At 58.0% G+C, this 20,225-nt stretch carries 22 protein-coding genes; 17 read left to right on the top strand and 5 right to left on the bottom strand.

Going from position 1 to position 20,225, the window contains the following annotated elements:
- Positions 1 to 39 precede the first annotated feature (39 nt).
- From glsB to AB8804_RS14920, 6 genes are all read left to right on the top strand, one after another.
- Entirely contained in the window at positions 40 to 966 is a 927-nt protein-coding gene (gene glsB / locus AB8804_RS14945; protein ID WP_371187456.1) for a glutaminase B, read from the top strand.
- Positions 966 to 1,328 carry a DUF4186 domain-containing protein gene (locus AB8804_RS14940; protein WP_371187454.1) on the top strand — a complete coding sequence of 121 codons (363 nt, stop codon included), beginning with the start codon at positions 966 to 968 and terminating at the stop codon, positions 1,326 to 1,328. Before glsB ends, AB8804_RS14940 begins: the two co-directional genes overlap by 1 nt.
- Positions 1,329 to 1,436: 108 nt before the next feature.
- Positions 1,437 to 2,885: a diguanylate cyclase domain-containing protein gene (locus AB8804_RS14935; protein ID WP_371187452.1), complete on the top strand. Its 1,449-nt coding sequence runs from the start codon at positions 1,437 to 1,439 to the stop codon at positions 2,883 to 2,885.
- 68 nt (positions 2,886 to 2,953) lie between these two features.
- A complete protein-coding gene (locus tag AB8804_RS14930; RefSeq protein ID WP_371187450.1) occupies positions 2,954 to 3,919 on the top strand; it encodes a diguanylate cyclase in 966 nt (321 codons plus the stop codon).
- Between the two features lie 129 nt (positions 3,920 to 4,048).
- Positions 4,049 to 5,497: a tagaturonate reductase gene (locus AB8804_RS14925; protein ID WP_371187448.1), complete on the top strand. Its 1,449-nt coding sequence runs from the start codon at positions 4,049 to 4,051 to the stop codon at positions 5,495 to 5,497.
- Positions 5,498 to 5,717: 220 nt separating this feature from the next.
- Positions 5,718 to 6,632, top strand: coding sequence for a bestrophin family protein (locus AB8804_RS14920; RefSeq protein WP_371187446.1), 915 nt, complete (start codon positions 5,718 to 5,720; stop codon positions 6,630 to 6,632).
- On the opposite strand, the gene AB8804_RS14915 is transcribed toward AB8804_RS14920, so the two are convergent.
- Positions 6,620 to 7,168, bottom strand: coding sequence for a GNAT family N-acetyltransferase (locus tag AB8804_RS14915; protein WP_371187444.1), 549 nt, complete (start codon positions 7,166 to 7,168; stop codon positions 6,620 to 6,622). The genes AB8804_RS14920 and AB8804_RS14915 overlap by 13 nt on opposite strands.
- 102 nt (positions 7,169 to 7,270) lie before the next feature.
- Here AB8804_RS14915 and AB8804_RS14910 point away from each other — a divergent pair, with 102 nt between their 5' ends.
- The 5 genes from AB8804_RS14910 to AB8804_RS14890 all read left to right on the top strand — a co-directional run bounded on the left by AB8804_RS14910 (position 7,271) and on the right by AB8804_RS14890 (position 12,253).
- The gene (locus AB8804_RS14910) at positions 7,271 to 7,711 is read left to right on the top strand and encodes an N-acetyltransferase family protein (RefSeq protein ID WP_371187441.1); all 441 of its coding nucleotides are present in this window, start codon (positions 7,271 to 7,273) and stop codon (positions 7,709 to 7,711) included.
- Between the two features lie 143 nt (positions 7,712 to 7,854).
- A complete protein-coding gene (locus AB8804_RS14905; protein ID WP_371187439.1) occupies positions 7,855 to 8,850 on the top strand; it encodes an alpha/beta fold hydrolase in 996 nt (331 codons plus the stop codon).
- Between the two features lie 44 nt (positions 8,851 to 8,894).
- Positions 8,895 to 9,635 (top strand): response regulator, encoded by a 741-nt coding sequence (locus AB8804_RS14900; RefSeq protein WP_371187437.1) that lies wholly within the window; start codon positions 8,895 to 8,897, stop codon positions 9,633 to 9,635.
- Entirely contained in the window at positions 9,632 to 10,927 is a 1,296-nt protein-coding gene (locus AB8804_RS14895; RefSeq protein ID WP_371187435.1) for an ATP-binding protein, read from the top strand. The genes AB8804_RS14900 and AB8804_RS14895 overlap by 4 nt, the downstream gene beginning before the upstream one ends.
- Positions 10,928 to 11,062: 135 nt before the next feature.
- Positions 11,063 to 12,253, top strand: a complete 1,191-nt coding sequence (locus AB8804_RS14890; protein ID WP_371187433.1) for a cytochrome c biogenesis protein/redoxin — start codon at positions 11,063 to 11,065, stop codon at positions 12,251 to 12,253.
- 1 nt (position 12,254) lies between these two features.
- Here the strand turns inward: AB8804_RS14890 and tam are convergent, their stop codons facing one another.
- Together tam and AB8804_RS14880 are read right to left on the bottom strand one after the other, a co-directional pair.
- Complete coding sequence (gene tam, locus AB8804_RS14885) at positions 12,255 to 13,013, bottom strand: trans-aconitate 2-methyltransferase (protein ID WP_371187431.1); 759 nt, start codon at positions 13,011 to 13,013, stop codon at positions 12,255 to 12,257.
- Between the two features lie 81 nt (positions 13,014 to 13,094).
- On the bottom strand, positions 13,095 to 13,679 hold the full coding sequence (locus AB8804_RS14880) for an NUDIX domain-containing protein (protein WP_371187429.1): 585 nt from the start codon (positions 13,677 to 13,679) through the stop codon (positions 13,095 to 13,097).
- A gap of 85 nt (positions 13,680 to 13,764) precedes the next feature.
- Between AB8804_RS14880 and AB8804_RS14875 the strand changes: the two genes are divergently transcribed.
- Both AB8804_RS14875 and mgtS read left to right on the top strand, forming a co-directional pair.
- A complete protein-coding gene (locus tag AB8804_RS14875) occupies positions 13,765 to 14,523 on the top strand; it encodes a DeoR/GlpR family DNA-binding transcription regulator (protein ID WP_371187427.1) in 759 nt (252 codons plus the stop codon).
- Between the two features lie 166 nt (positions 14,524 to 14,689).
- Positions 14,690 to 14,785: a protein MgtS gene (mgtS, locus tag AB8804_RS14870; protein WP_112010018.1), complete on the top strand. Its 96-nt coding sequence runs from the start codon at positions 14,690 to 14,692 to the stop codon at positions 14,783 to 14,785.
- A 69-nt stretch (positions 14,786 to 14,854) separates the two neighbouring features.
- On the opposite strand, the gene AB8804_RS14865 is transcribed toward mgtS, so the two are convergent.
- A complete protein-coding gene (locus AB8804_RS14865; RefSeq protein ID WP_371187424.1) occupies positions 14,855 to 15,796 on the bottom strand; it encodes a LysR substrate-binding domain-containing protein in 942 nt (313 codons plus the stop codon).
- 99 nt (positions 15,797 to 15,895) lie between these two features.
- Between AB8804_RS14865 and AB8804_RS14860 the strand changes: the two genes are divergently transcribed.
- Together AB8804_RS14860 and AB8804_RS14855 are read left to right on the top strand one after the other, a co-directional pair.
- The gene (locus AB8804_RS14860) at positions 15,896 to 16,330 is read left to right on the top strand and encodes a DMT family transporter (RefSeq protein ID WP_371187422.1); all 435 of its coding nucleotides are present in this window, start codon (positions 15,896 to 15,898) and stop codon (positions 16,328 to 16,330) included.
- Between the two features lie 9 nt (positions 16,331 to 16,339).
- Entirely contained in the window at positions 16,340 to 16,837 is a 498-nt protein-coding gene (locus tag AB8804_RS14855; RefSeq protein WP_371187420.1) for a DMT family transporter, read from the top strand.
- A gap of 383 nt (positions 16,838 to 17,220) precedes the next feature.
- Here AB8804_RS14855 and AB8804_RS14850 read toward each other — a convergent pair whose 3' ends face one another.
- Positions 17,221 to 18,117 carry a LysR family transcriptional regulator gene (locus AB8804_RS14850; protein WP_371187418.1) on the bottom strand — a complete coding sequence of 299 codons (897 nt, stop codon included), beginning with the start codon at positions 18,115 to 18,117 and terminating at the stop codon, positions 17,221 to 17,223.
- A 132-nt stretch (positions 18,118 to 18,249) separates the two neighbouring features.
- On the opposite strand from AB8804_RS14850, the gene AB8804_RS14845 reads away from it, so the two are divergent.
- Together AB8804_RS14845 and AB8804_RS14840 are read left to right on the top strand one after the other, a co-directional pair.
- Complete coding sequence (locus AB8804_RS14845; RefSeq protein WP_371187416.1) at positions 18,250 to 19,197, top strand: aldo/keto reductase; 948 nt, start codon at positions 18,250 to 18,252, stop codon at positions 19,195 to 19,197.
- A gap of 73 nt (positions 19,198 to 19,270) precedes the next feature.
- Positions 19,271 to 19,855: an NAD(P)H-dependent oxidoreductase gene (locus AB8804_RS14840; protein ID WP_371187414.1), complete on the top strand. Its 585-nt coding sequence runs from the start codon at positions 19,271 to 19,273 to the stop codon at positions 19,853 to 19,855.
- Positions 19,856 to 20,225: the final 370 nt, after the last annotated feature.

Here is a 20,225-nt window from a genome sequence, read left to right as displayed (position 1 = left end):
CTCGCAGCCCGTTTTTAGCCTGAGGGCAAGGAGCAAAGTGTGGCTGCGGTCATTCATAATGAGATGCTGGATGAAATTCTGGCGCAGGTGCGCCCGTTACTGGGGCAGGGCAAGGTGGCGGACTATATACCCGCGCTGGCTTCCGTCAGCGGGGAAAAGCTCGGCATTGCCATTTGCACCGTTGACGGCCAGCGCTTTCAGGCGGGCGACGCGAGCGAGCGTTTTTCCATTCAGTCGATCTCGAAGGTGCTGAGCCTGGTCGCGGCGATGCGTCAGTATGATGAAAACGAAATCTGGCAGCGCGTGGGCAAAGATCCTTCCGGCCAGCCGTTTAACTCGCTGCTTCAGCTTGAAATCGAGCAGGGCAAGCCGCGCAATCCGTTCATTAACGCGGGGGCGCTGGTGGTGTGCGATATGCTGCAAAGCCGCCTCAGCGCGCCGCGCCAGCGGATGCTGGAAATTGTGCGCCAGCTTTCCGGCGTGCAGGACATTGCCTACGATCCGGTGGTGGCCCGCTCCGAGTTCGAGCACTCCGCCCGCAACGCGGCCATCGCCTGGCTGATGAAGTCGTTTGGTAATTTCCATAACGACGTGGCGACCGTGCTGCAAAACTACTTCCACTACTGCGCGCTGAAGATGAGCTGCGTGGAGCTGGCGCAAACCTTCCTGTTTCTCGCGCATCAGGGCCATGCCCCCCATCTGTCGCAGGAAGTGGTCTCCTCGATGCAGGCGCGCCAGATCAACGCCCTGATGGCGACCAGCGGCATGTATCAGAATGCCGGAGAGTTCGCGTGGCGCGTCGGCCTGCCGGCAAAATCCGGCGTCGGCGGCGGCGTTGTGGCGATCGTGCCGCACGAGATGGCTATCGCCGTCTGGAGCCCGGAGCTGGACGAAACGGGCAACTCTCTGGCGGGCGTCGCGGTGCTGGAACGTCTCACCCAGCGGCTGGGGCGTTCGGTCTACTGATGTCTGATCTTGATCCTCTTTTTGCGCGCCTGGCGCGTTCGACGTTCCGCTCGCGCTTTAAGCTTGGCGTAAAAGACCGCCAGTACTGCTGGGACAAAGGGGCGGAAACCATTGACCAGCACGCGGCGGACTTCGTGGCTAAGCGCCTTGCCCCCGCGCATCCGGCCAATGACGGCAAGCAAACCCCCATGCGCGGCCATCCGGTCTTTATCGCGCAGCACGCCACCGCGACCTGCTGTCGCGGCTGCCTCGCGAAGTGGCACAATATTGCGCAGGGTGAGGCGCTTACCGCGCGGCAGCAGCGCTACGTCGTCAGCGTCATCCATCACTGGCTGGTGTTACAGATGAACAACCAGAATTGACGGCTGAACAAACGTGCCAAAGATGTGCTATAGATGCATGTAACCTTTTATTAACCATGCTGGCGACCGCAATAATTGCCATAAGTGATTATGTGGAAAAAATAATTAATGGGGCCTGCTATCTCTTCGTTTACGCTTTTTCAACCTGAGAACGCACTGCGTAACGCGGTGGGCGTTTTCGTTTTTACCACGCTGTTTTATTTCATCGGGGCCGAGCTGCGCCTGGTTGAGGCGCTGTCGCTGTTCTGGCCGCTGAACGGCGTGATGGCGGGCATTTTTGCCCGCTACGCCTACCTGAACCGTCTGCGCTATTACGCCGTATCCTATGTCGCGATGCTGCTCTACGACGCGTTTACCACCAGCTGGGGGATGGCTTCCCTGGTCATCAACCTGTCCAATATGGTGTTTATAGTGACGGTTGCTCTGCTGGTGCTGCGCGACAAACGCCTGAGAAAAACGACGCCCGATCCCATTAACGCCCTGCGACTGTTCAATTACTGCCTGATCGCTGCGCTGCTTTGCGCGCTGCTGGGGGCTATCGGATCCGTGGGGATCGACAGCCACACCTTCTGGCCGCTGTTTGCCGACTGGTTTAGCGAGCAGTTTTCAACGGGCGTGCTGATTGTTCCGTGCATTCTGGCGGTAAAAATGCCAGCAGGGCGCATGCGCGTTCGTCCTGAACAGCTTCTGCCCGCGCTGGCGCTGGCGGTCTCGGTCGCCGCGTCGGTGGTGATTGGCGGTGCCGGAGCGCTAGCCTTTCCGCTGCCCGCGCTGATCTGGTGTGCGGTGCGGTATTCGCTTCCGACGACCTGCCTGCTGACCTTCGCGACCGGCGCGATCGAGGTGGTGCTGGTCGCGAACTCGGTGATCAACATTGCCGTTGAGGCGCCGCTTTCGACGCCGATGATGTTCTCCGCGCGCCTCGGGATTGCGACCATGGCGATTTGTCCGGTGATGGTTTCGGTGAGCGTGGCGGCGATCAACTCGCTGATCCATCAGGTTTCGCTGCGCGCGGACTATGATTTCCTGACCCACGTCTACTCGCGCTCTGGCCTGTATGAGGCGCTGAAGCAGGAGGAAGTCCACCGACATTCGCGTTTTCTCACGGTCATGCTGCTGGATATCGACTATTTCAAAAGCATCAACGATAACTACGGCCACGAGTGCGGCGACCGCGTGCTGACGACCTTTGCCCAGAAGGTGCGGCAGGTGGTGGGGGATGACGGCATGGTGGCGCGAATGGGCGGCGAAGAGTTTGCCGTAGTAGTGAGCGCCGGGGACGCGCAGCACGGCTATGCGCTGGCGGAACGCATCCGCCACACGATAGCTAATCATCCCTTCACCTGGCGTCAGCAAACGATCTTTTTAACGGTCAGCATCGGGCTGGGCAGCGGAAGGGCCGCATCGTGGCAACTGACCGACGTCTTCAACACCCTGATGGCCGAAGCGGATGATTATCTCTATCGCTCGAAAAAAGCGGGGCGAAACCGCACCAGCGGTCGGCTGCTGGAAGAGGCTGAGATAGCCGATATCGACAGGAGCACGGAGCAGGTATAAACCCGCGCGGCATGACAACGGCTCTGCGTAAGCTACGCTTTTACAAAAGCCAGACGCAAGGAGTCGCCATGAGATCACCTGAAATACCCGCCAATGAAAAAGAACGTCTGGAAGCGCTGCATCAGACCGGGCTGCTCGAGCCCGGCGCGTCGCCCGCCTTCGATCGCCTCACGCGGCTCGCCAGACGGGTCTTTCAGGTCCCGCTGGCGATGATCAATCTGTTAGACGAACACACCCTGATTGTTAAATCTGCCGACGGCAGCGCGCCGGAAACGGTGCCGCGCAATATCTCATTCTGCGGCCACACGATCCTCTGCGAGGCGCCGCTGGTGGTGGAGGACATGCTTCGGGACGATCGCTTTGCCGATAATCCGCTGGTGGCCGGTGAGCCTGGCGTGCGTTTTTACGCCGGGTTCCCGCTGCGCCTGCGCGACGGGGCCAGCGTCGGGTCGCTTTGCCTGATTGACTTCCGGCCCCGGACCTTTAGCGCTGACGATCTCGCGGTGTTAAGCGACCTCGGCGCGCTGGCGGAAAACGAATTTGCCGCCGTCAGCGCGGCGACGACCGACGATCTGACCGGGCTTTTTAACCGCCGCGGTTTCAATCTGTTTGTCCAGTTCACCCTCTCATCGGCCAGGCGTCGGGCGGAGCCGCTGACCCTGGGCTGGCTTGACCTGGACCACTTCAAATCGATCAACGATCTTTACGGCCACGAAGAGGGCGACAGGGCGCTGAAGGTGATGGCCTCATTAATGCGGGCCTCCTTCCGCGAGGCCGATCTGCTGGTCCGTTTCGGCGGGGATGCGTTCGCGATCCTGTTTGCGGATACCGACGAGAAGGGCGCGTGGATAGCGATGCAGTATCTCGTTGAGCAGGTTGAGGCCTACAACGCGCGCAGGCTGCATCCGTGGACGCTGGCCTTTTCGTGGGGCGTTAGCGAATTTGACCATCAGGGCGATGACGTTCAGCAGTGGCTGAAATGCGCCGACGAGAATATGTATGCCATGAAGCAGCAGCGCCACGGTGCGGCTTAACAGTTTTTATAACTGTTTTTCACAATGACGCGATGAATTGATCAAAACAGGGTTCCTGGTCGAAATGTTTTGATAAGTTATTACACCAATTGCATCAGGCTGTATGACTAATCAATCAAGGAACCCATTGTGAACACACTCAACCGTCGTGATTTCCCCGGTGCTCTCTACCCTGAACGTATCATTCAGTTTGGTGAAGGCAACTTTCTGCGCGCGTTTATCGACTGGCAAATTGACCTCTTAAATGAACATACCGATCTCAACGCGGGCGTGGTGGTTGTGCGCCCCATTGACAGCGACTTCCCTCCGTCGCTCAGTACCCAGGACGGGCTCTACACCACGATTATTCGCGGGCTGAATGATAAAGGCGAATCGGTGAGCGACGCGCGGATTATCCGCTCCGTTAACCGCGAAATCAGCGTCTACAGCCAGTACGATGAATTTCTCAGGCTCGCCCACAACCCCGAGATCCGCTTTGTTTTTTCCAACACTACGGAAGCGGGCATTAGCTATCACGCGGGCGATCGTTTCGAAGACGCGCCTGCCGTCAGCTATCCGGCGAAGCTTACGCGCCTGCTGTACGAGCGCTTCAGCCATTTTGACGGGGCGAAAGACAAAGGCTGGATCATCATTCCGTGCGAGCTGATTGATTACAACGGCGAGGCGCTGCGCGAGCTGGTGATGCAGTACGCGCGGGAGTGGGCGCTGCCGGCAGCATTTACGCAGTGGCTCGAGGAGGCAAACTGCTTCTGCTCCACGCTCGTCGACCGCATTGTGACGGGCTATCCGCGGGACGAGGTGGCCGAACTCGAAGCCTCGCTCGGCTACCACGACGCGTTCCTCGACACCGCGGAACACTTCTACCTGTTTGTCATTCAGGGGCCCGCGTCGCTCGCGCAGGAGCTGCGGCTAACGGAGTTTCCGCTCAACGTGCTGATCGTCGACGACATCAAGCCGTACAAAGAGCGCAAGGTGGCCATTCTGAACGGGGCGCACACGGCGCTGGTGCCGGTGGCATATCAGGCGGGGCTGGACACGGTAGGAGACGCCATGAACGATGCCCAGATGTGCGCTTTCGTGGAGCGGGCTATCTACGAGGAGATTATTCCCGTGCTGGACCTGCCGCGCGACGAGCTGGAATCCTTTGCCAGCGCGGTCACCGGACGTTTTCGCAACCCGTATATCAAGCACCAGCTGCTGTCGATTGCGCTCAACGGCATGACCAAATACCGCACGCGCATACTGCCGCAGCTGCTGAAGGGGGCTAAGGGCGGGAAATTACCGGCCCGGCTGACCTTTGCGCTGGCGGCGCTGATGGCCTTCTACCGCGCAGAGCGTAACGGTGAGCGCTATCCGGTTCAGGACGATGCGCACTGGCTCGAGCGTTATCAGCAGCTGTGGGCGCAGCATAATGACGGCCAAATCAGCACCCGAGCGCTGGTGCTGGCGGTGCTGAGCGTAGAGGAACACTGGGGTGAAGATCTCACCCAGGTGAACGGGCTGGTTGACCAGGTGACGCGCGATCTCGATGCGATTCTGCTTCAGGGGATGCGTGACGCGGTAAAACCGCTCTGCTAATTAAGAGGTGTGATGAAGGGGACGGTCAGCGCATGACGTCCCTTTTAAAAAGCACAGCATTAGTTACAACATACTAAATGCCCCTTTTTTAAAAAGAGACCTCGGCATCGTGCGGTTTTCGCTAAACAGTAGATAAATGGCAAACTTTCATTAACAAGCTTGCAACCGTGATGGCGATCACGTTTAATAGTCGCGCTCTTTATCTTTCCTGAAGCTGACTATGATTGTTCGTCCCCAACAGCACTGGCTACAACTGATTTTCGTCTGGCACGGCTCGGTCCTGCCGAAGATTTACACCCGACTGCTGCTCAACTTCCTGCTTTCCATTGCCGTGATCGCGATGCTGCCGTGGTATACCTCGCTCGGCATCAAATTCACCGTCGCCCCGTTCAGCATTCTCGGCGTGGCCATCGCTATTTTCCTCGGCTTTCGCAACAACGCCTGCTATTCGCGCTACGTTGAGGCAAGGCTGCTGTGGGGGCAGCTGATGATAGCGGCTCGGTCGCTGTTTCGCGAGGTAAAAAACACGCTGCCGGACGATCCGCACCTCGGCGAATTTGTCCGCATGCAAATCGCGTTCGCGCACTGCCTGCGGATGACGCTTCGCCGCCAGCCTCAGGCGGAACGGCTGTCAGGGTATCTCTCCGAGGAAAATCTCAGCAGGGCAATGGCGGCAAGTTCTCCGGCAAACCGCATTCTGCTGATGATGGGCGAGTGGCTGGCCGTGCGGCGGCGGGAAGGGCAGCTTTCGGATATCCTTTTCCACAGCCTCAACAACCGCCTCAACGATATGTCCGTGGTTCTCGCCGGGTGCGAGCGCATCGCCAACACGCCGGTGCCGTTTGCCTACACGCTGATCCTCCACCGCACGGTTTACCTGTTCTGCATCATGCTGCCGTTCGCGCTGGTCGTGGACCTGCACTACATGACGCCGTTTGTCTCTGCGCTGATCTCCTACACCTTTATCTCGCTGGACACGCTGGCGGAAGAGCTGGAAGATCCGTTCGGCACGGAAGACAACGATTTGCCCCTGGACGCCATCTGCAACGCAATGGAGCGGGACCTGCTGCAGATGAACGACGAAGAGCAGATCCCCGAGCGCATCGTGCCGGACAAGCATTATCAGCTGACGTAGCGGGCGTTCCATTCGTCGCGGGTAATTTCCCACAGCTCGGAATCCAGCAGCCCGCTAACGTACGGTTTCTTTTCCGTGCGAACCAGCCGCATGCCGCTGCTGGCAGAGATGCGCTGGGAGCGGGCGTTGGCCGCCGCCTTTGGCGCGCGCAGCACCGGCTTGTTCAGGGTATTAAACCAGAAGTCGGTTGCCGCAATACTCGCTTCGCGCATGTAGCCTTGGCCCTGAAACGCCGGTGCCAGCCAAAATCCGCGGTTGTTATCCTCGACGTCGTACAGGCAGATGATGCCCATCAGCTCGTCGGGGGCGTCCTTCCGGCGAATGCTCCAGAACCAGGCGATGCCTTTTTCCATATCCGGCAGCGCAACGTTATTGACGTAGTTTTCAGCGCCATCGTCCGGGTAGGGCCACGGCACGGATGACACCATATAGCGCACAATTTCCCAGTGCGGATAGCGCTGCTGGATCTGCGGCGCGTCGTCCGCCGTCAGCGGCTTGAGCACCAGGCGCTCCGTCTTCAGCGTGGGTATCGTCATCTGCAATTCTCCATTTTCGTTCTGCCTTCTGGTATGTTGATTATTAACACAATCTCCGCGAGCCTGCTGATTTTCATTGGCTTACGCAACATCGAGGACAACATGAACGTAACAATCAGAGCGCTGCGCGCAGAAGATTATTCCCGCTGGCGTCCGCTGTGGGACGGCTATACCCGTTTTTACGGCTGCGACCTGGACGAATCCGTCACCGCCTGTACGTGGGAAAGGGCGCTGAACCCGCATTCATCGCTGTTTTGCCGGGTAGCGGAAATCGACGGCAAGGTGATTGGCTTCGCCCTTTGCGTGCTGCATGAGGGGACCTGGTCAACGGCGCCGATCTGCTATCTGGAAGATCTGTTTGTCGATGAAGCCGCGCGCGGCGCGGGTGCCGGTCAGGCCCTCATCGACGCGCTGATAGCGGAAGGCAAAGGCGAAGGGTGGTCGAAGCTGTACTGGGTAACGCGCGAGAGTAACCCGGCGCGCAAGCTGTACGATCGTTTCGGCGAAGCCGACGACTACGTTCGCTACCGCATTTCGCTTTAAGGCCCGCGCGCGGGTTTGTATCACACTGTATCTGCGTCTGAGATACATACACAGCCTTGCAAAAAGGGCGCTTTCGCACATATCCGCTATACAAAAAACTGGTGTTATATCCCCGTGAACTTAACGCAATCGGAGATAACACCATGTTTAGCAAACTTGCTTCCTCAACGCTGGCTTTAACCGTTTCACTGGGTACCGTCATGTCCTGCCAGGCCGAAGCGACGGGCAACGATTTCGCGGCCGCGTTTAGCCAGGTCCATCAGATAAGGGCGGGCGTTCTCAACGTCGGCTACGTCGATATTGGCCCGAAAGACGGACAGCCGGTGATCCTGCTGCACGGCTGGCCGTATGACATTCACAGCTACGCGGACGTTGCGCCCGCGCTGGCGGCGAAAGGCTATCGCGTGATTGTTCCTTCGCTGCGCGGCTACGGCACCACGCGCTTCCTGTCGGATAAAACGCCGCGCAACGGGCAGCCTTCGGCGCTGGCAAAAGACGTTGTTGACCTAATGGACGCCCTGAACATCAGGCAGGCGGTCTTTGCCGGATACGACTGGGGCGCCCGCACCGCTGACATCGTGGCGGCGCTGTGGCCGGAGCGCGTGAAGTCGCTGGTCTCGGTAAGCGGCTACCTGATCGGCAGCCAGGCGGTGGGCAAACAGCCGCTGCCGCCGAAAGCGGAACAGCAGTGGTGGTATCAGTTCTATTTCGCGACCCCGCGCGGCGCGGCTGGCTATGCCAAAAATACCCATGATTTTGCCCGCCTGATTTGGTCCCAGGCCTCTCCGGACTGGACATTCAGCGACGCGACCTTCAACGCCAGCGCTAAATCGCTGGATAACCCCGACCACGTAGCGGTGACCCTGAGCAACTACCGCTGGCGTTTGGGGCTGGAAAAAGGCGAACGCAAATACGACGGCTACGAGCAAAAGCTCGCCGCGCTGCCGAACATCACCGTTCCGACGATTACCCTTGAGGGCGGGAATAACGGCGCGCCGCATCCCGCGCCGCAGGCCTACGCCAGCAAATTCACCGGCAAATACGAGCACCGCACCCTCGGCGCGACAGTGGGCCACAATCCGCCTCAGGAAGATCCGCAGGATTTCGTGAAGGCGGTGATCGACGCTGACAGGCTCTGAAATGTGCTATTTTCAATCCGTTACCCATCATTCAGGAGCCTGCGGTGGAGCATATTGATCATATCCTTGTCGTCGATGACGACAGGGATATTCGCGAACTGATCGTGGATTATCTTGTGAAGTCCGGCTATCACGCCTCGGGCGCGGCCAACGGCAAAGAGATGCGCGCGGTGCTTGAGAAGCAGCATATCGACCTCGTCGTGCTGGACGTGATGATGCCCGGCGACGATGGCCTGACGCTGTGCCGACAGCTTCGCAGCAGCAGGCATAAAGATTTGCCGATCCTGATGCTGACGGCGCGCAACGAAGACACCGACCGCATTCTGGGGCTGGAAATGGGGGCCGATGACTACGTGGTGAAACCCTTTGTGGCCCGCGAACTGCTGGCGCGCATCAAGGCCATTCTGCGCCGTTTTCGCACCATGCCGCCCAACCTTCAGGTGACGGAAGCGGGGCGGCTGGTGATGTTCGGCGACTGGCAGCTCAACACCGTGGCCCGCCATCTTATTGATAACGAGGGGATGATCGTCGCGCTCAGCGGCGCGGAATATCGGCTGCTGCGCGTGTTCCTCGACCATCCTCAGCGCGTGCTCACGCGCGATCAGCTGCTTAACCTGACCCAGGGTCGGGACGCCGAGCTGTTTGAGCGCTCCATCGACCTGCTGGTCAGCCGCGTCCGCCAGCGTCTGAATGAGGATGCGCGAACGCCGGCCTACATCAAAACCGTGCGCAGCGAAGGCTACGTCTTTACGATGGCAGTGACGATCGTCGAGGCCAGCGAATGAGGTTCTGGCCGCGCTCCCTGCTGGCTCGGCTGCTGATCGTGGTGCTGCTCGGGCTTATTCTGGCAAACCTGCTGAGCCTGACGTTGGTCATGGTGGAGCGCACGCGCAGCGCCCGCAACGTGATGCTTGGAAACTTGGAATATGACGTGGCGACCAGCGTGGCCATTCTCGATCGGCTGGCCGCAGGCGAGCGGCCCCAGTGGCTGGACAGGCTCCAGCGCGGCAACTATCGCTACGTGCTTGGCCCCGGCGAGCCGGGAGCCGCCCCGCAGGATAAGCGCTCGCAGGATGCGATCCGCACCTTGACCGATACGCTTTCCCCGCGCTATCCGCTGACCTTTACCGCCGTTCCCGGACCGGTTTCGCACATTCAGGCGCACCTCAGGCTTAGCGACGGCGAGCCGCTGACTATCGACCTCGTTCCCCGGATGCCGCCCGTCGCCAGCTGGCTGCCCGTGGTCCTGGTGCTACAGCTGCTGCTGGTTGCCATCTGCTCCTGGATCGCCGTTCGCCAGGTGGTGCGGCCCTTATCGCAGTTTACCCGCGCGATAGATTCCCTCGACCCGGCGGCGCATTCGCCGATGAGTGAAAGGGGCCCGTCCGAGGTTCGCCGGGCCGCGCATGCCTTTAACGCCATGCAGTCCCGCATACAAACCTACCTACGCGAGCGCGCCCAGATTCTGGCCTCGATTTCTCACGACCTGCAAACCCCCATCACGCGCATGAAGCTGCGGGTGGAAATGACGGAAAGCCCAGAGCTACGCGACAAGCTGCTGAACGACCTCGATAGCATGTCGCGCCTGGTGCGGGAGGGGATTGCGTATGCCCGGTCATCAGAATCTCTTGAAGAGACCTCGCTCAAAATGGAGCTGAACGCCTGGATCAACAGCATCGCCAGCGACTATCAGGACATAGGTAAAAACGTGCAGTTTCGTGCAGCGGACGATCGTCTCCCGGTAGTAACCCGACCGCAGGCGCTGCGCAGGGTAATGACCAACCTGCTGGACAACGCGCTGAAATTTGGCGATTGGGCGGTCATCGCGCTGGAAAACCACGGCGACAGGATCGTGATTCACGTCACGGACAACGGGCCGGGCATTCCTGACGCGGAGCTGGAGGCGGTGCTGCAGCCGTTTTACCGCGTTGAAACCTCGCGCAATCGCGACACCGGCGGCACGGGGCTGGGGCTGGCGATCGCGGCGCAGCTGACCGCGCAGCTGAAGGGCACCCTGCGGCTGACGAATCGTCCGGAAGGCGGGCTGGACGTGGCGGTTACGCTCCCGCGCGAATAATTGTACGGCTTTGTATCCCGCCTAAGCAGGATACACGCGCAGACAAAACCCGCCTTTCCGAACACATCCGAGACACACCCGCACGGTGAAATGACGTCACTGCAACATCGCAGGTGACGTTTCCGTGAGGTCATTATGTTTCTGATAATTGCGTTTTTGGGCGGGATGGTGAGCCTGCTCAGCCCCTGTACGCTCCCCGTTATCCCTCTGCTGTTTGCCGGATTTCAGGGGCAGCGGCGGCATATTCTGGCGCTGCTTGCCGGAATGGTCGCCATGTTTACGCTGGTTGCGCTGGCCGTAACCGCGGCGAGCGACTGGATCGTCAATGCCACCCTGATTGGACGCTGGGTTGCCCTCATCGCCCTGGCCGCCGCGGCGCTGGCCCTGATATTTCCGTCCGTTGCCCAGCGGCTTGCCGGGCCTGCGGTCAGCGTCGGGAATTTACTCAATACCGGCAGCAGCAGGACGCGCGGCGTGACGTCCGCATTTTTAGCGGGCCTGGCCGTCGGGCTGCTCTGGTCACCGTGCGCGGGGCCTATTTTAGGCGCGATTTTTAGCCTCAACGTTGCCGGACATTCCGCTATCGCCAGCGGATCGCTGCTAGCGGCATACGGCGCCGGATGCGCGCTGATGCTGGGCCTGCTGGTTACCGGCGGGCGCAGGATAATGACGCCGCTGCGCGCAAAATCGGCGCTGATGGAGAGGTTGCGCCAGGGCGCGGGAGTCGTGATGCTGGCCGCCGTCGCGCTGAATGCCACCGGATTAACGTCGGTACTGAAGGGCGCGAACGGCGTGGCCGACAGGCTGGAGACCACGCTGCTCCGGCTGGCAAAACCCGCAACGCCCGCGGTGACGCTTCAGCCCGTTGCCGAGCCGGTGACCCGCAGCACCTTGCCGTCGTTGAGCGGGGGAACGGGCTGGCTAAACGGTGACCCTGTCACGTCTGAATCGCTGCGGGGCAAGGTCGTACTGGTTGATTTCTGGACGTGGGACTGCATCAACTGCCAGCATACGCTCCCGCACGTGCGCGACTGGGCGAATAAGTATCAGCAGCAGGGGCTGGTCGTGATTGGCGTGCATACGCCTGAATATCCCTGGGAAAAGCCGCTTTCGTCGGTTCAAAAGGCGATCGACAAATGGCAGCTGCCGTACCGCGTAGTGACGGATAACAACTACAGGATCTGGAGCGCATTTGGAAACCAGTACTGGCCCGCGCAATACTACTTCGATGCTAAGGGCCAGCTGCGCTACGCGTCGTTCGGCGAAGGAAACGAAGAGAAGCAGGAGCAGGTGATTCAACAGCTGCTGAAAGAGGCGCGCTCGTAGTTCACGGCTCGCGCCGCGCGACCATGAACAGGCGCGGGAAGGCCAGCAGTATCTGCCCGTTTTCCTGGAGCGGATACTGCTGTTCCAGCAGCGCATGGTAGCGCTGCAAAAAGTGCCTTTGCTCGCTTTCGCTCAGCTCCTGCAGCCACGGGCGCAGGCCGGTGGCGCTGACCCAGTCGATAATCGCCTGGTGAGACGTCATTTTATGGAAGTAGGTCGTCCGCCAGATATCAACGTCGCACCCGGCTTCCGTCAGAATATCGTAATAGGCATGCACGCCGGGGAGCGGCTCTCTGCCGCGATCCGGATAGCCTTGCTCAAGGGCCACTTCGCGCATGGCGACATGCGTCGGCTCAAGCCAGTTATCCGGCATCTGAATCGCCAGCACGCCGTTCAGGTGCAGCAGGGAGACCAGGTGCGGAAGAAGTTCGTAGTGGTCCGGGACCCACTGCAGCGAGGCGTTGGCGTAGATGAGGCTAAGGGGCTGTCCCGGCCTGTAGTGGCGAATGTCTGCCTCGACAAACTGGCAGTCCGGCAGCGCAGCGCGCGCCTGTTCCAGCATCGAAGGCGAGCTATCCACGCCGGTAACGTGCGCTGAAGGCCAGCGCTGTTTCAGCAGTGCCGTGCTGTTGCCCGGCCCACAGCCGAGATCGACAACCGCGCTCACCTCGTCCAGCGGGACTCTGGCCAGCAGCTCGGCGGCGGGGCGGGTGCGTTCGGCGCCGTACTGCAGGTAAAGAGAAGGATTCCAGTCGGCCATGATTTCTCTCCTTTATGCATCGTCCAGCAAGCATAGCACAGGCAGATACCCGCATCGGGGCAGGTATCTGAGAGCACGCGATTACATCAGACCTTTCAGCGCAACGTGGTACAGCAGCATGATGGTTTTGCCGTCGACGATAAGCCCAGTTTCGATGCCTTTAAGCGCCTCCTCGAGCGGCATTTCCAGCACCGCGATATCTTCCCCTTCAGCCTTAATCCCGCCGCCAGCGCCGGTTTTGTCCTGGGGATGGTACTCCGCCACGTAAAAATAGAGCTTCTCCGTCACCGAGCCGGGGCTCATGTACGCCTCAAAGATTTTCTCGACGCGCGAAACCTTAAAGCCGGTCTCTTCCTCGGCCTCCGCCCTGATGCGGCTTTCAGGATCCATGTTGTCCAGCAGTCCGGCTGCGGCCTCAATCAGATCGTCGGGATGGCCGTTGATAAACACCGGGAAGCGGAACTGTCGGGTCAGGATGACGGTTTTCCGATCGCGGTTATAAAGAAGGATAGTCGCGCCGTTGCCACGGTCGTAGACCTCGCGGCTTTGACGCTGCCATTCTCCCTCGCGGCGCTGCTGGTCGAAGGTATATTTTTTGAGGATGTACCAATTATCAGATAACACTTCGTCCGCGATAATGCGGATATCTGCACGTTTCGATTGCACGTTTGCTCCTCCTTACGTAGAGTAAGCATCATAAACAGCACTATCGTGCAATTTCAAGATAAAACATGCAATCTCAGGAAATCAGATGCTCACCAGCCAGCGAAAGCAATTAATCCTCGACAAACTGGACGCCGAAGGCCAGGTGCAGTCGAAAGCGCTCAGTCTTTATTTTGCCGTCTCTGAAGATACCATCCGCCGGGATTTGCGCGAGCTGGCGGCAGAAGGGCGATTGCAGCGCGTTCACGGCGGCGCGCTGCCTGCATCCGCTGCCGTGGCGCCGTTCGCCACCCGCCAGTCGCTGAGGCTGGACGCCAAAAGAAAGGTGGCGCAGCGGGGCGCGCAGCTGATCTCTCCAGGTCAGGTCGTGATGATTGACGGCGGCACCACCACGGCGGAGATGGTGGCGTTCCTGCCGCCCGACCTCCGTATTACGGTTATAACGCACAGCCCCAGCATCGCGCTTGGCCTGGTCGATCGGCCATTGGTTGAGGTGATTCTTATCGGCGGACGCCTGTATAAACACTCGATCGTTACCGTCGGCGCGGCGGCAGTTGAGAGCATCAATGCAATACATGCGGACATGTTTTTCATGGGCGTTACCGGCATTCACCCGGATGCCGGGCTGACAACCGGTGACTATGAAGAGGCGTGCATCAAACGGGCATTTTCAGGCAGAGCCGCGGAAACGGTCGTACTGGCCTCACCGGAAAAAATCAACGCAGCGTCTTCATTCGCGATCGGTGGCCTGTCCATGATAAACACCGTGGTGGTTGACGACGAGACGGACCCGGCCTGGATTGAGGCGATAAGAGAAAAGGGCGTTTCAGTGCTGAAAGCCACCTAATGAGGCGTGGCCGGATGTAACAGCGGATCATTGCTTTTGTTAATAATTTACTTGAGGATAGGTTTTGTTTAAGTTTTAGGCGATATACTAGGCCCGCTCATCTGAGTAAACCATTTCATTCATCGCGAGGTATTTCTATCGAAATCCAGTAAAAAGAGGGTTAGACATGTTAGGCAATATGAACGTATTTATGGCAGTTCTCGGAATGATTCTGTTCTTCGGCTTTATCGCTGCCTGGTTAAGCTATAAATGGGACGACTAATGAACGCTGAGTTTCCCCCACCTACGAAGCCTCTCGGATGATTTATTCGGGAGGCTTTTTCTTATGCCTTCAATCTGCCTCAGACTGCCAGTAAAGCGGTGAACCAAACGCGTCAACATAGTAATCGATAACCGCCCGCACGTTCAGCGGCGGATGACGGGTATTCGGGTAGAGTGCCGCGATGTGCTGCGGCTCGGTGTTGATGGACGCCTCCAGCTCGGGAAGCAGCGCGACAAGCTCACCGCGCTTCAGCCGGTCCTCAATCAGCCAGTCAGGAAACAGCACGATCCCCATCCCACCGAGTGCGGCAATCAGCAGCGTTTCAGCATTATTGGATGTCATCAGCGGCGAAACGGGATAGTGCACCCATTCCTCTCCGTGCCTGCGCAGCAGCCAGCGGTTGGGGCCTGACGAACCGCGATAGACCAGACATTTATGGCGCGCCAGCGCGTCAGGTGATTCAGGCGCGCCGTGCCTGCTGAGGTATTCCGGTGACGCGACAAGATGATAGAACTGCTGGCCAAACGCGCGCGCATGGAACGAGGAGTCCGTCAGCGTGCCAATACGAAAAATGACGTCAGCCGGGTCCCGGTGCGGGTCGATGTAATCATCGGTCAGCGTGAGCTCAATGCTGAGCCTCGGATATCGTTCCGCCAGGCCGGGGAGCGCGGGGGCCACGTGCCGCTGTCCAAAGAATACCGGTGCGTTTATGCGCACCAGTCCGGAAGGCTCAAGCGTTCTCTCGTTGAGCTCACGTCGCGCTTCCTCCAGGCTACCCGTCATGGCCCGCGCATAGCGGACAAAAAGATGGCCGCTTTCCGTCGGGATGATCGCCCGGGTATTGCGATAAAAGAGCTGTTGCCCGAGCGCGTCCTCTAACTGATGGATGACGCGCGATACCTGAGAGGCAGAGATGCCTTCCCGCCGTGCCACCACGGAGAAATTCTGCGTTTCATATACGTCTATAAAAATCAGCAGGGCGCGCATGCTGATATTTCCGGGCTCATTCATTAATGCATATCCTGCACAGGTGTTTAACGCATTATGGCATTTTTCTCATCCATGTTAAGGCGTAATCTTCTGCGCCTGAACAACGTGAGGCTAACTGCTATGCAACTGATACTGATACTAATCGTGATTGCCGGAGGGATGGGACTGTCCGTAGAGGCAGGATTGCTCGGGCCACTGGGTGGGAAGGTCGGTGACCTCTGGGCCACCTTTAGCGTTTTCGGCGTGGGCGCGGCGCTAACGTTTCTGCTGATGCTGTTTTTCAGCCCGCGCAACAGCCCGTCGTTTTTTGCGCAGCCTTCATGGCAGCTGCTTGGCGGCGTGCTTGGGCCGATTTACGTCATCATCCTGACCGTGGCAACGCCGGCCATCGGCATCGCCATGACCATGATCGGCATCCTGGCAGGCCAGATCTTCAAGAGCCTGATTATTGACCACTTCGGCCTGCTCGGTACGCCGCACAGGAAAATTGACGGTAAACGCATCATCGCGCTGATTTTTATCATCGCAGCGCTGGTTATGGTTGCACAAGGGTAGGGTAACGCTATGACAATTATCATGATTCTTCTCGCCGTCGTCGGTGGTGCCACGCTGAGTATCCAGGCCGCCATTAACAGCCAGCTGGGCAGCGCGGTCGGCGTATTCAAAAGCGCGTTCCTGACGTTTTCAGTCGGCGCGCTGGTAACGGGGCTGCTGATCTTTTTCTTCGAACCCAAACACGCGCTGACCCTGATGGACGTGCCGAAATGGCAGCTGCTTGGCGCAATGTTTGGCGTGCCGTACATCGTCATTATGGTGTTGGCCGTCCAGCGCATCGGCGCCGCAGTTGCAACGGTCGCCGTCATTTTTGGCCAGCTGACCATGAGCATGCTGATCGATAACTTCGGCTGGTTGGGCAATGAGTCGATCCCGTTCTCGATGAGCCGACTCGGCGCCATCGTCTGCCTGGGCATCGCGCTGTTCTTCATTTACGCCAGCAGCAGGTCAAAAGCAGTACCGGCGAAAAAGACAATGCGGCGGGTAGCGGCTGACAAAATCAGCTGATCCTGAGGACTTGGCTTTGAGGGTTAGGGATCTGACGGTTATCGGGTATGTATACGGGTAGCTGTCAGATTACCTTTAGCTTGAATTCGTCTGGGACTTTGGTCAGGATTAGGATTGAGAATTAGCTGTTATAATGTTAGTGCGCATAATGTATATTATGTTAAATGACGTTAACCATTAATAATGATGGGCCAACGACCCATGCTACAAGCCGCTCCCACTCTCTAAACATTGCGTTCTGCTCTGCCCTTCGTGCGCTGTGTAAAATCTGCATGTCGTTGGCGGTTATCCTGCACGAGATTTCACGTAGCGCACGCACAAAAAAGCCGACGCTGATGTCGAATTGTATTTCAGCGCCGCGCCTGTGTTCACGTATGTGCGCGTCAAGGTCGTTCCGAAAGCAGAAAATCTATCAGGGCTTTCACCCTTTTCGTTTTGCCCGCGTTTTTTGGGTAATAGAGATACACTGGCGGGTACGTTTTCCAGTAACTCTCCATCACGGGTAAAAACTGCTCTCTGTCGGGCTGCAGCTGCCAGATGGGCTCGAACAAGCGCCCAATTCCCAAGCCGCTGCGGATACCGTCCGCCATAACGTCGATATCATTGCTGATTAACTGTCCCGGCATCTCAAGAGTCAGCTGCTCTCCATGGTCGTTAAGGATCAGCGGCAGGATGCGGTTGTTGGTGATAAAACGATAGCCAATTAGCCGGTGATGACTGAGGTCTGCCGGCATTTCGGGTGTGCCATGCTCGGCGAGATAAGATGACGATGCATAAAGCCCTTCGCGAAACGGTTTCATTAGCGGACGCGCTACCACCCCACCCTCCAGAATATCGCCAAAACGTATCCCCAGGTCAAAACGTTCTTCGATGATGTTCACGGTACCGTCGTAGACCGAAATTTCCAGCTGAATGCACGGATATTGCTGGCAGAACGCGGCCATCGCGGGTTTAAGGATAAGCATATAGGCAAAGCGCGAGAGCGTGATCCTCACCACCCCCGAGGGCTCCCGGTTCTGGTCGCGAAGGCTTTCCAGTGAATTTTCCAGCGAGTCTACCGCGGCAGCGGTTTGCTCCAGCAGCAGCTGTCCGGTTTCCGTCAGCTCAATACGGCGAGTTGTGCGCAAAAAAAGCGGATGACCAATGTGCTCTTCCAGCAGCTTAAGCGCATTGCTGACGGATGGCGGCGTGATTTCAAGCTTCCTCGCAGCAGCCGAGATATTCCCTTCGCGCGCAATGCTCTGAAAGATGCGGATCTGATTATAAAGGGCGTTATTCATAGCGTTGCCTTAAGCAATAAACATCAGATTATTAAGTACAGGCTAAATATTCTTAAGTCAACGCTCTCCTAATCTTCTGCGCATGACGCCTCTATACTCTTCAAAAATGTTAAAACGAAAGCGAGGCCTGATATGAAAACACTTCCTCCCGTAGCGCTGGGCACGTGGTCATGGGGCATCGGCTTTGCCGGTGGCGACACCGTTTTTGGCAACCATCTCTCTGAAGCTCAGATGGCAGAGGTATTCACCACGGCCATGAGCAAGGGCCTGAACCTTTGGGATACCGCTGCGGTATATGGCATGGGTAGTTCCGAACGGGCGCTGGGCGCTTTAGTCCGTCAGTTCCCCCGCGAGGAGCTGATTTTATCAACCAAATTCACGCCGCAGATCGCCGACGAACGTTCGCCTCAGCCCGTTAGCGACATGCTGGAGGCAAGCCTCGGTCGCCTGGGCGTTGAAGAGATTGATCTCTACTGGATCCATAATCCTCTCGACGTCGAGAAATGGACGCCCGAGCTGATCCCACTCTTAGAAAGCGGTAAGGTCAAGCGCGTCGGCGTCTCTAACCACAACCTGGCGCAAATCAAACGCGCCAACGACATCCTAAATGCCTCCGGTTACGCCATCAGCGCGGTGCAGAACCACTACAGCCTGCTCTATCGCGCCTCTGAAGAGGCGGGCATCCTTGACTACTGCCGAGAAAATGACATTACCTTCTTTGCTTACATGATCCTGGAGCAAGGCGCACTGAGCGGTCGTTATGATTCGAATAACCCCATGCCTGCCGGGAGCGGCCGGGCCGAAAGCTATAACACCGTGCTGCCGCAGCTGGAAAAATTGACCGCGGCGATGAAAAGCATGGGCGCAGAGAGAAATGCCAGCGCTGCGCAAATAGCCATCGCATGGGCTATTGCCAAAGGTACCCTTCCACTCGTCGGTGCGACTAAAGTTCAGCACGTTCTTGATGCAGCCGACGCGGCAGAAATCCAGCTGAGCAATGAGGAAATCATCCTCCTGGAACGGCTCGCCGCAGAGACTGGCGTGGATACGCGCGGAGCCTGGGAAAAACCGATGCTGTAGCCCCCTATTATGCATTTTAACCTGACACGCCATACAGTCTTAAATATCCATCAACAACGCGTAACTTATTAAAATGAAAAATATTCTTATCGTGTCCGGGCATCCGGACCTTGCCCACTCTATTGCCAACGCCACCATTCTTGACGAGGTTGCTACCGCCCTGCCCGACGCCGACATTCGTCGTCTGGACTGGCTCTATCCGGACGGCAAATTAAAAATCGCTGCGGAGCAGGAAAGCCTGCTCCGGGCCGATGTGATTGTCTGGCAGTTCCCTTTTTCCTGGTATGGGCTGCCGGGGCTTATGAAGCAATGGCTGGACGAGGTCTTTGTTCACGGCTTTGCGCACGGCTCAACGGCGAAGCTGGGCGGCAAAAAGCTGATCCTCTCCTTCACCACGGGGGCACCGCAGGCGCTCTATACCGCTGACGGTTTCTTTGGCCATTCCATTGAAGAGTATCTTATTCCGTTCGAGACCACGGCCAGGCTGTGCAATCTTGAGCTGCTGGCGCCGGTTTATACCTGCGGCGTCAGCTACGCCGACCGGGACGCCGAGAAAATCGCCCGGCAAAAAACGCTCGCCCGTGAGCACGCTTCACGGCTTGTCGATCTGCTTAACGCCGTGAGTGAAAAACCCAGAGGGAGGAAAAGATCGCCGTGAAAAAGAGTCTTATGCTTTCAATGTGCATGCTGATAAGCAGCTCCGCTTTTCGCGCTTTCAACGGACAGGCTAATTATGATTCAGACACCATCCCTGAAAAGCGGGTACAGGAATGGAGTGTACGTGGAAATAGATGGGTAACCATGCCGCGCATATCGCGGTTAGTGACCTGCGGTTTAAGTTGGATGCATACCTGGATAAGGTCAAAAACATCCCTGAGCGTCATTTTTCCTGTGTTCATAGCCAATCCTGCTCTTGTGTCCTGTCACTCTGAATTCTATACACTATTCTCCGGTCAAAGGTAGTCCATTATTGCAATCACCTATAGCTTCTCGCTTCTGGTCTGTCGTCAGTACCTTCGCCCAAGAGC

This window comes from Enterobacter sp. KBR-315C3_2022, assembly GCF_041399425.1.
Taxonomy (GTDB): Bacteria; Pseudomonadota; Gammaproteobacteria; order Enterobacterales; family Enterobacteriaceae; genus Enterobacter.
The sequence above is the reverse complement of the archived record's forward strand: the minus strand, read 5'-3'. Positions and strand labels throughout refer to the sequence as shown.